The sequence below is a fragment of the Mucilaginibacter angelicae genome (assembly GCF_042434235.1).
In the GTDB taxonomy this organism is placed as follows: domain Bacteria; phylum Bacteroidota; class Bacteroidia; order Sphingobacteriales; family Sphingobacteriaceae; genus Mucilaginibacter; species Mucilaginibacter angelicae.
Genome location: NZ_JBHLTS010000068.1, coordinates 67,495 through 76,503, shown reverse-complemented (window position 1 = coordinate 76,503; position 9,009 = coordinate 67,495). Strand labels below are relative to the sequence as shown.

Genomic DNA, 9,009 nt, shown 5'->3' with positions numbered 1-9,009 from the left:
GAAATTAAGAAAACATGGCCTCGCTTTGCTTAATCATTTATAAATTATAACTTTATAGTAGTCTATTAGCCCGCTTTTCAAGAATATTAGCCTTTCTGTAGCTTATTTTCATCATAGGAGATTTCTCCTCACCGTGCCCACACATTCCCCAACCGGTTCGTTCGAAATGACATCAACTTTTATTCGTGATAGTATTTAAAAGATATGTGTACACGGTAGACGTATCAGGGAGGCAAAAGATTTGCAAAAGCATGTCCCTCCTTACAAATTTGTTTATTTTAGTGCTTCACAATTGACACCTACATATGAAGCCGGAATCACAAAATGTAACAGATTACACCAATGACAACACCATATTTATGGTTTGGAATTTTAAGGACAGCCCGGAGGTTGGCGATGTTTTTAAAAAACTTTGTAAGCTAATTATCAATCTTAATAATTCTGCTAATGTCCGTTTCCCAGTTTCGAGGGCAAGCTGTGTAATGGGGATTGGGCATGATGCCTGGCTTAAGCTGCAGCTTCCTGTTCCATTGCCTAAAGAATTGGTGAATTTTGCTCCCATCGCCGGCGAAAAACATACGGCAATTTCTTCCAAAGGCGACCTGCATTTTCATATCAGGGCCGATACTACCAGTATCTGCTATGATATGGCCTCGGCAATATCCGATGTTTTAGCACCGGCGGCAGTTAGCATCGAAGAAATTCATGGTTTCAGGTATTGGGACAGCCGTTCTATTTTAGGTTTTGTTGATGGCACTGAAAACCCGCATGGGCAGGATAGGGAATTATTTGGTATAGTAGGAGATGAGGATGCGGCGTATAAAGGGGGAAGTTACCTTTTTGTGCAAAAATATATCCATGATTTAACGGCATGGAAATCGCTTTCAACAGAGGAGCAGGAGAAAGTAATTGGAAGGTCTAAATCTAACGACATAGAAATGGATGACGATGTAAAGCCTTCAAATTCGCATATCGCTTTGGCAAATGTTGGCGACGATATGAAAATTGTACGTGATAATATGCCTTTTGGCAATATGTCGACCAATGAAATGGGCACCTATTTTATAGCCTATGCAAGTACATTTACCACCGTACAAAAAATGCTGAACAATATGTTTATCGGTTTGCCGGAAGGGAATTATGACAGGATCCTGGATTTTAGCATCCCCAAAACGGGCAGCCTGTTTTTTGTGCCAACATTTGATATGATAGATGATTTTTCATGAAGCTAATTTTCTATTGCCATTATCTGAAAGTTTCTGACGATATAATAGATCGTCACTTATGTTCCCCCGCAATAAAACTTTTAAAATTTTAGTATATCCGGTGATTTTGAACCTATTCGCCGGTACTTCAGTTTTGACTTGCCAATAAATTAAAGCATATTTATGCCCAAGGTATTGCTTTCTTTAAAGTTAATGCCTCCCGATCCGAAATAACCAATTTTTTTTATACTTATTTTCCTGCTGATGAGTAAAAACGCTACGTACCTTGAATCAAAAGGGCACTATCAAATTCTTGACGGATTACGCGGAGTGGCATCCCTTTTTGTTGTTGCTTTCCACGTTTTTGAAACCTATTCCGGTAACCGTTTTAACCAAATTATAAATCACGGTTACCTCGCGGTCGATTTCTTTTTTGTGCTCTCGGGTTTTGTAGTTGCTTATGCCTATGACGACCGCTGGGGCAAAATGACCCAGTGGGATTTTTACAAGCGCCGCCTCATCCGTTTACAGCCCATGGTTATTGCCGGCTCGGTTATAGGTGCGTTGTTTTTTTATACGCAGAGTTGCGGGGCCTTTCCGCTTATTCATGATACGCCGGTTTGGAAAATGCTGGTAATGATGGTAGTTGGTTTTACACTCATTCCGGTACTTCCATCAATGGATATCCGCGGCTGGCAGGAAATGCACCCATTGAACGGCCCTGCCTGGTCGCTGTTTTTTGAGTACATCGCTAATATTCTTTACGCGCTGGTGATCCGTAAATTCTCCAAAACCCTGCTTACCATATTAGTGGTTTTATCAGCCTGCCTGCTTATTAATTATACAGTGTTTGGGCCTCAGGGCGATGTGATTGGTGGCTGGTCGATAGATAAAACACAGCTTAATATTGGCTTTACCCGTTTGCTATACCCATTTTTTGCCGGGATGCTGCTTTGCCGAATGGGTAAGCTTATCCATATTAAAGGCGCTTTTGCTGTATGCAGCCTCCTTATTATTGCTATACTATGCGTGCCAAGGATAGGAGGGGCTGAACATTTATGGATGAATGGTTTGTATGAGTCGTTCTGCATTATCATTCTTTTCCCTTTGATAGTTGCTATTGGAGCTGGCGGAAGCTTGAAAAGTAAAGCCTCCACCAGGATCTGCAAATTTATCGGTGATCTTTCCTACCCGCTTTATATTACACACTATCCCTTAATTTATTTGCATATAGCCTGGGTAACAAATAATAAGGTGCCAATGGCACAGGGTTTACTTGGCGGACTGGGGCTTTTTGTAGTTAGCATTGCTATTGCCTATGGCTGCCTTAAACTATATGATGAGCCGTTTAGAGAATGGTTAAAGAATCGTTTTCTGTTGAAAAAGGCATAATAAATATTCAGAAAGTCTTACGTTGGTATTTGAAATTTTCTTAAGGGAGCTTAAACAATCTCATCACCAAGATTTAAATCCATAATAAAACTTGTTGGTTATATCTCGTTACTTTGTATATTGTCTACGTAAATAAATTTCCTAACCTAATATTATGGCTTTTGATGCAAAAGTTTTTAGAGTTCTAATAGCATCGCCTGGTGATGTTGGTAACGAAAGAGATGTTATCCCCGAAGTTATAAATGAATGGAACGCTATAAATGCTGGAATTAGTAAAGTTGTTCTAATGCCAATAAAATGGGAGACGCATTCTGCTCCTTTAATGGGTGATAGGCCTCAGGCCATAATTAACAAACAGCTTGTAGAAGACTGCGACGTTTTGGTTGGAGTCTTTTGGACAAGAATAGGTACGAATACAGGTGTCACAATTAGTGGAACTGCCGAAGAAATTGAACAGTTTCTGGCGCAAAAGAAACCTGTCATGTTGTACTTTTCTCAATCACCTGTAGAGCCAGATAAAATTGATATAGTCCAATTTACAGCATTAAAAAACTTTAAAGAAAAGATGAGATTAGAGGGTTTAACAGAATCCTATAATGGTATTCCAGACTTTAGGCAGAGATTTGCAAGACAATTTAGCATTAATATAAGCAATCTCATTAACAATACTCTTGAAAATAAGTATGAAGAAGTAAAACCGAGGTTATCGATCAAGAAAAATAAAGATTCAGAAAAAGCAGTAATTATTCCGGCTACTATAAATCGGATAGAAATAAGCAAAGAGCCATTGACCAAAGAAAAGGTTGATGAACATTTGCTAAAAGCGGTTCAAAGTTCTGCTAATCCAAACGGATGGGCTCGGATTGCAGCAGTGGGGTCTTATTTACATACCTACACACCAATTGATTACAAGGATTTTCAATTTCTTAAGCTGCAAGCATTTTTGAAGTCAAGAAAGCTTTTCGAATTTAAAGAAGATAAAGGCCATCCAATCTTGAGAATAATATCTAAATGAAATTTAATTTATTAATAAATAATATTATAACTTTTAAAGCTTTTTAATAATATTTAATTACCCAATATAAATAAAACTTGAAAGTGTCGTTTATAAATCTCATCTTTAGGTTATTGTAAACCCATTGAAAAAGGCCATTGCTTTAATATTGCTGAACATTTACCTGCTTAACCTTGGCGGGCAGCTGGCTGTGCACCAATACCTGGTTTACAAATCGGATCGTTTTTTTAATGAACAGGTAAGGAAAGGCTTATATAATGTAAATGATTTAACCGAGGTTACTATCCCGGTTGATTTGCCTGCCATTCATGATTGGCGCACTTTTGAAAACATATCCGGGCATATTACATTCGGAAATGCCACTTACAATTATGTAAAAATGCGGATGACAAGGACTGCGCTTCACCTGATGTGTATCCCCAATTATGAAACTACCCGCTTTGCCGATAGCAATGTGCTTGATGCAAAAGGAATAAAGGATATTCCTGTTTCGCCAAAGGAACATGTTCCCTTTGGTAAAATTGCCCTGCAGGATAACCTCAGCTTTTCATTTGTACAGTTTGAATTTTATTGCCCTGTAAGGTACTTGCCAAAAAGCATTGTACAGCATAAGCAATCGCCAATATACCATCACCGGGATATCCCCGAGCAACCACCCAAAGCAGCCTGCTAATTTTCTCCGTTTAACTCATTTACAGGCCGGCATTTGTTTAATGTGCCTGCTGAGTTTTGTTGTCCCCAATTTCTAAATACAATTTAATACCATATCTATTACGGGTAATATGCTTGGGCATTTTATCCATGAAGGTAAATGAACATCCTATGATCAAGAAAAAAATTACCGCTGCACTTGTGTTGCTGTGCGGTTTCGCCATAATAGCATCGTGCCAAAATTCATCAAATGAAGAGATGGTACAGATCCTGAAACAGATAAATAAAAAAAATAACACTATTTCAAACCCCTTTAACCCCGAAAGAAAATTAGCCTATTGCGATTCATTGCTTAAAATCAAGCGACTTGCCAACAGCCCGGAGGTTTTATTTTCGAAGGCATCGCTGTTATTAAAGGCAGGACAGGAGCAGCAATCAGTTAATATTTACAAATATCTGATGGATAATATCGACTATATGTCGACCGATGAAACGCTGCCTGAGCAGGCGATAGCCTACATGCGTTTAGGGGAACGAAGCAATTGCATGCTTAACCATACCGGCTCATCATGCATCTTTCCTATTAAGGATGATGGTGTGCACAAGATCCAGACCGGATCAAGAAAGGCAATTGAGATTTATAAAACGTTGCTGAAGTCGCACCCCGACGATTATGAATCGCGCTGGCTGATCAATATTGCTTACATGACGCTTGGCGAATATCCGCAGAAAGTGCCTCAAAGTGTTTTGATCCCGGGCCTTAATGTTGACTCGGATACAGCATACCAGGTAAAACCTTTTGTTGATGTAGCAGCCGGCCTGGGCCTTAATATTAATGGCCGGGCAGGAGGGGTAATTGTTGACGACTTTAATAACGATGGTTATCTTGATATCATGACATCGGGCTGGGATTTAAGCGACCCTATGCATTACTTTCAGAATAACCAGGATGGAACCTTTAGCGATCGTACAGAGGCGGCCGGTTTAACAGGCATCACCGGCGGACTTAATATCCAGCAAACAGATTATAATAACGATGGAAAACTGGATGTTTTTGTTTTGCGCGGCGCATGGCTTAGCAGGGGTTTCGGTAATCAGCCAAGCTCGTTGTTGCGCAATAATGGCGACGGCACCTTTACCGATGTAACCACCATAAGCGGTTTATTTATGCTTCATCCAACCCAAACAGCAACCTGGGCCGATTTTAATAATGATGGCTGGCTGGATGTATTTGTAGGTAATGAAAATTCGGAGTCGATGTACAGGGCAGATGAATCAACCTGCCAGTTATACATCAATAACCGTAATGGTACTTTCAGCAATATAACTACTGCCGCACATTGTGGTATCAAAGCTTTTGTAAAAGGGGTAACATCTGCCGATTACGATAACGACGGCTTCGCCGATATATTTATCTCCACCATGGACGGGCACAAATACCTGCTTAAAAACAAAGGTAAAACCGAAGCCGGGGTGGATTTTGAGGATGTTACCGCGAAATCCGGCCTTGATCAAATTAAACAGCGAACCTTTACCACCTGGTTTTACGACTACAATAATGATGGCTGGCCCGATTTGATGGTGGCTAATTATAATTTTGAAAGTACTTTAGGTTATTACAGTGCTGCTGCTGCCATGGGCAAGGCCATTCCTGAAGCAGGTAATATCTACCTGTATAAAAACAATCACAACGGAACATTTACCAACGTAACCAAAGAGGCCGGGCTGGATAAGGTGGTTTACAGCATGGGCGCCAACTTTGGCGATATTGATAACGATGGTTACCCTGATATGTATTTTGGAACAGGTAACCCCGATTTTAAATCATTGGTGCCCAATAAATTTTTCAGAAATGTGGACGGGAAAAGATTTGCTGATATTACCTCGTCATCGCGTACGGGTAATTTGCAAAAGGGGCACGGAGTAGCATTTGCCGATTTGCGAAATAATGGCCACCAGGATATTTTCGCACAAATGGGCGGGGCTTATATCGGCGACTCGTACACCAGCTCGTTATACATGAACCCCGGGACAAGCAATAACAATTGGATCAGCTTAAAATTGACCGGCACAAAGGCTAATAACGCCGCTATCGGCAGCCATATTAAACTTACTTTTATGGAGAATGGGGTTAAGCGTTCTGTTTATAAGGATGTTAACTCGGGCGGGAGCTTTGGCTCATCGCCGTTGCGGCAGGAAATAGGAATTGGGCAGGCAAAGATGATTGATGAAATTGAAATAAAATGGGCGGGCAGCGGTGCCGTGCAGCGTTTTAAAAATGTTGCCCCTAACCAGTTTTTAAACATCACAGAAGATAACCCGCAGTATAAAACAACCCAGTTAACCAAGTTGCTTTTCAGGAGCAAAAGCATGCCTGTTTGTATGCCGATGCAAATGGCAGCTAAAACAAATTAAGGTATGTTTCTGTATTAGAAATATTAGTCCTGATTTTTATATCAAAATAGTTACATTTATATCAATATCAATTAATCTTAAACCATGAGAAAACTCTTATTACTATGCTGCATGTTCATTGGATTGGCTGCAGCAGGCAACGCGCAAACCAAGCCGGGTGCTAAACCTGTTGAAAAATCAAAAGAGCTGCAAAAGCAATTAAAGCTTACAGATAAACAAACTGAAAAAATTGCGGCGATATACCAGGAATCATCTGATAAATTTGAAAAAATCAAAGCGGCAGACAAAGGTGATAACACAAAAATGCTGGTTGATATTAAACCATTGCGGGCAGCCACTATTTCAAAGATCAAAGCTGTTTTAACTAAAGGACAAGCAGTGAAATATGATAAGCTGTTAAAAGGTACAAAAGCAGCAGGCGGCAGCGGCTGGGGCGATGGCTGGAGCGCTACCAACGGGCAGTAAAGCCGGTTTAAACAGTAACAGAATAAAAGAGGCCTTTTTGCTGATAAAGCAGGAAGGCCTCTTTATTTTACGTTGCAGCTAATTTATCCGAAACGCTAATCCAATATCTCTATTGGTGCATAAAGCACAGCGTCTAACTTCATTTTTTGAATGGTACCGTTCTTTTTGGTATAGCTTAAATCAACAGGTACAAGTACAGGGCCTGCAGTAACTGACCATGCTGGCGGGTCGCCTCCTTCCTTCAACCGCGCGAAGCCATTAGTTATGTACAAAGGAACAAGCCAGGAGCTACCTGTATCCATTGCACCCAGGTTAATTTGCATAGTTGTAAAATGGAATGTTTTTCGCACACTTTCGGGCTGATCAACATCGCTAAATATATTAATATCAGTAGGATCAAACATGTCGCTTATTTCATCAAGCTTTAAATGGTTTATATCCAGTTTTACCGATCCTGCTTTTCCTTTGCCAACCTGTTTAATGATTAAGCAAGCTACGGCCGTACCCAGTTGCTTTAGCTTTTTTTGCCTGTACAAGGTTGTAAAGTCCAACAAATAAGTGCTGCTTATCCCATAATCGGGATGTATTGCGCCAGAGGTGATAAGGCTGTCAATTTCGTTTTTTACTGCCGGGTGAACCAGGGGGCTGTGTTCCTTCTGGCCAGCCTCGGCTTTCATTTTATTGTATGAGGCTATGCTCATTTCACCATACCCAATTTCAAATTTTGCATTAGCTGTATCCAGTTGTTTAGTAAGGCTGTCAAGCTGCATTTTTTTTATGCTGTTACGCTTTTGCTTTACTGCATAAAAATACAAGTTACCAACAATCAAAATGCCGCCAATGATTATCAGTATAATGGCTAAACCGTTTATTGGTGGTTTGTTACTTCCGCCTTTATTATTTTCGTTTTTCATTTCTATGAATACCTGAATAAGCTGTTAACAAACTATCCGCGTTCCTGTGCACCTTCGGCCAACCTGACAGGGCTACGCATTTTTCGTATTTTCAATGATTTTCTGACCGTATCTGCGGGTTCTGTATAGTGGATATTATCAGGAATAAAAATGATTTTTGATTCAATTTTCCATTGCCTGTTTTTATTCATAGGGCTGGGCTGATCAAAGCTTATAAACAAAGGGATCAAAATCCCCTGACCCGTTGAAAGCCTTGACGGGAGCCGGATTACCTGTTTTACAGAAGTAGATTTAGCCTTGATCTGACTCTCATAATCATTTTTATTTTCGGGATCTTCCGTTATAGTGAGTGGTGCATTAATAGTTAGCTTACTGAGGTCAAGTTCAATGTCTGATGCATCGCCTTTGCCTTTGTTTTGGATCATGAGGCAGGTTATTGACAAGTCATTATCATTAAATGTGGTGTCGCTGAAAACCTGATCGGTTTTTTGGAGGTTTTTATCCGAAATTTCATTGGTGAGTATAGGATAATCAAGATAAAAGGCATTCTTTTTCCTGGTAGTGCTGTCGCCGCCGGCCAGCAAATAAATATTACCTGTCATGCTAATATAGGAGATTGCCAGATCGGCCTTCAGATCCGGGTTCACCGGCAGTGGCGGATCTTTTTTAATAAGGTTATACCCTGTGGTTAGTAAACCTAAAATAACGGTAATTACGCCCAGCTTTAATTGCAGGCTTTTCCATATGCCGTCTTTATCTGCTGCTTTCTTTTTGGCCATGCTTCCCGGTTATTTGATATGGTTAGGAGATATTATGTAAGCGGTGTTTTAGTAATCTGAAATAACTAAAAGTATAACTACATAATTGTTTTACAGGTATTTGCGATATAAAATTAAGGATAATAATTGATTGTACAGACGGTTTTACAAATTAAACGCTGTCAATTAAGATA

8 protein-coding genes are annotated in these 9,009 nt (G+C 40.0%); 6 read left to right on the top strand and 2 right to left on the bottom strand.

What is annotated here, in order from left to right; translation table 11 throughout:
• Positions 1-305: 305 nt before the first annotated feature.
• The 6 genes from ACFFGT_RS21945 (at position 306) to ACFFGT_RS21920 (ending at position 7,143) form a co-directional block, all read left to right on the top strand.
• Positions 306-1,226 (top strand): Dyp-type peroxidase, encoded by a 921-nt coding sequence (locus ACFFGT_RS21945; protein WP_377024655.1) that lies wholly within the window; start codon positions 306-308, stop codon positions 1,224-1,226.
• A 243-nt stretch (positions 1,227-1,469) separates the two neighbouring features.
• On the top strand, positions 1,470-2,597 hold the full coding sequence (locus tag ACFFGT_RS21940) for an acyltransferase family protein (RefSeq protein ID WP_377024654.1): 1,128 nt from the start codon (positions 1,470-1,472) through the stop codon (positions 2,595-2,597).
• A 154-nt stretch (positions 2,598-2,751) separates the two neighbouring features.
• Positions 2,752-3,612: a DUF4062 domain-containing protein gene (locus tag ACFFGT_RS21935; protein WP_377024653.1), complete on the top strand. Its 861-nt coding sequence runs from the start codon at positions 2,752-2,754 to the stop codon at positions 3,610-3,612.
• A gap of 124 nt (positions 3,613-3,736) precedes the next feature.
• The gene (locus tag ACFFGT_RS21930) at positions 3,737-4,285 is read left to right on the top strand and encodes a hypothetical protein (RefSeq protein WP_377024652.1); all 549 of its coding nucleotides are present in this window, start codon (positions 3,737-3,739) and stop codon (positions 4,283-4,285) included.
• A 149-nt stretch (positions 4,286-4,434) separates the two neighbouring features.
• Positions 4,435-6,678, top strand: coding sequence for an FG-GAP-like repeat-containing protein (locus ACFFGT_RS21925; RefSeq protein WP_377024651.1), 2,244 nt, complete (start codon positions 4,435-4,437; stop codon positions 6,676-6,678).
• 84 nt (positions 6,679-6,762) lie between these two features.
• Positions 6,763-7,143 carry a hypothetical protein gene (locus tag ACFFGT_RS21920; protein ID WP_377024650.1) on the top strand — a complete coding sequence of 127 codons (381 nt, stop codon included), beginning with the start codon at positions 6,763-6,765 and terminating at the stop codon, positions 7,141-7,143.
• A 95-nt stretch (positions 7,144-7,238) separates the two neighbouring features.
• On the opposite strand, the gene ACFFGT_RS21915 is transcribed toward ACFFGT_RS21920, so the two are convergent.
• Positions 7,239-8,057 carry a hypothetical protein gene (locus ACFFGT_RS21915; RefSeq protein WP_377024649.1) on the bottom strand — a complete coding sequence of 273 codons (819 nt, stop codon included), beginning with the start codon at positions 8,055-8,057 and terminating at the stop codon, positions 7,239-7,241.
• Positions 8,058-8,089: 32 nt separating this feature from the next.
• Positions 8,090-8,836 (bottom strand): hypothetical protein, encoded by a 747-nt coding sequence (locus tag ACFFGT_RS21910; protein ID WP_377024648.1) that lies wholly within the window; start codon positions 8,834-8,836, stop codon positions 8,090-8,092.
• Positions 8,837-9,009: the final 173 nt, after the last annotated feature.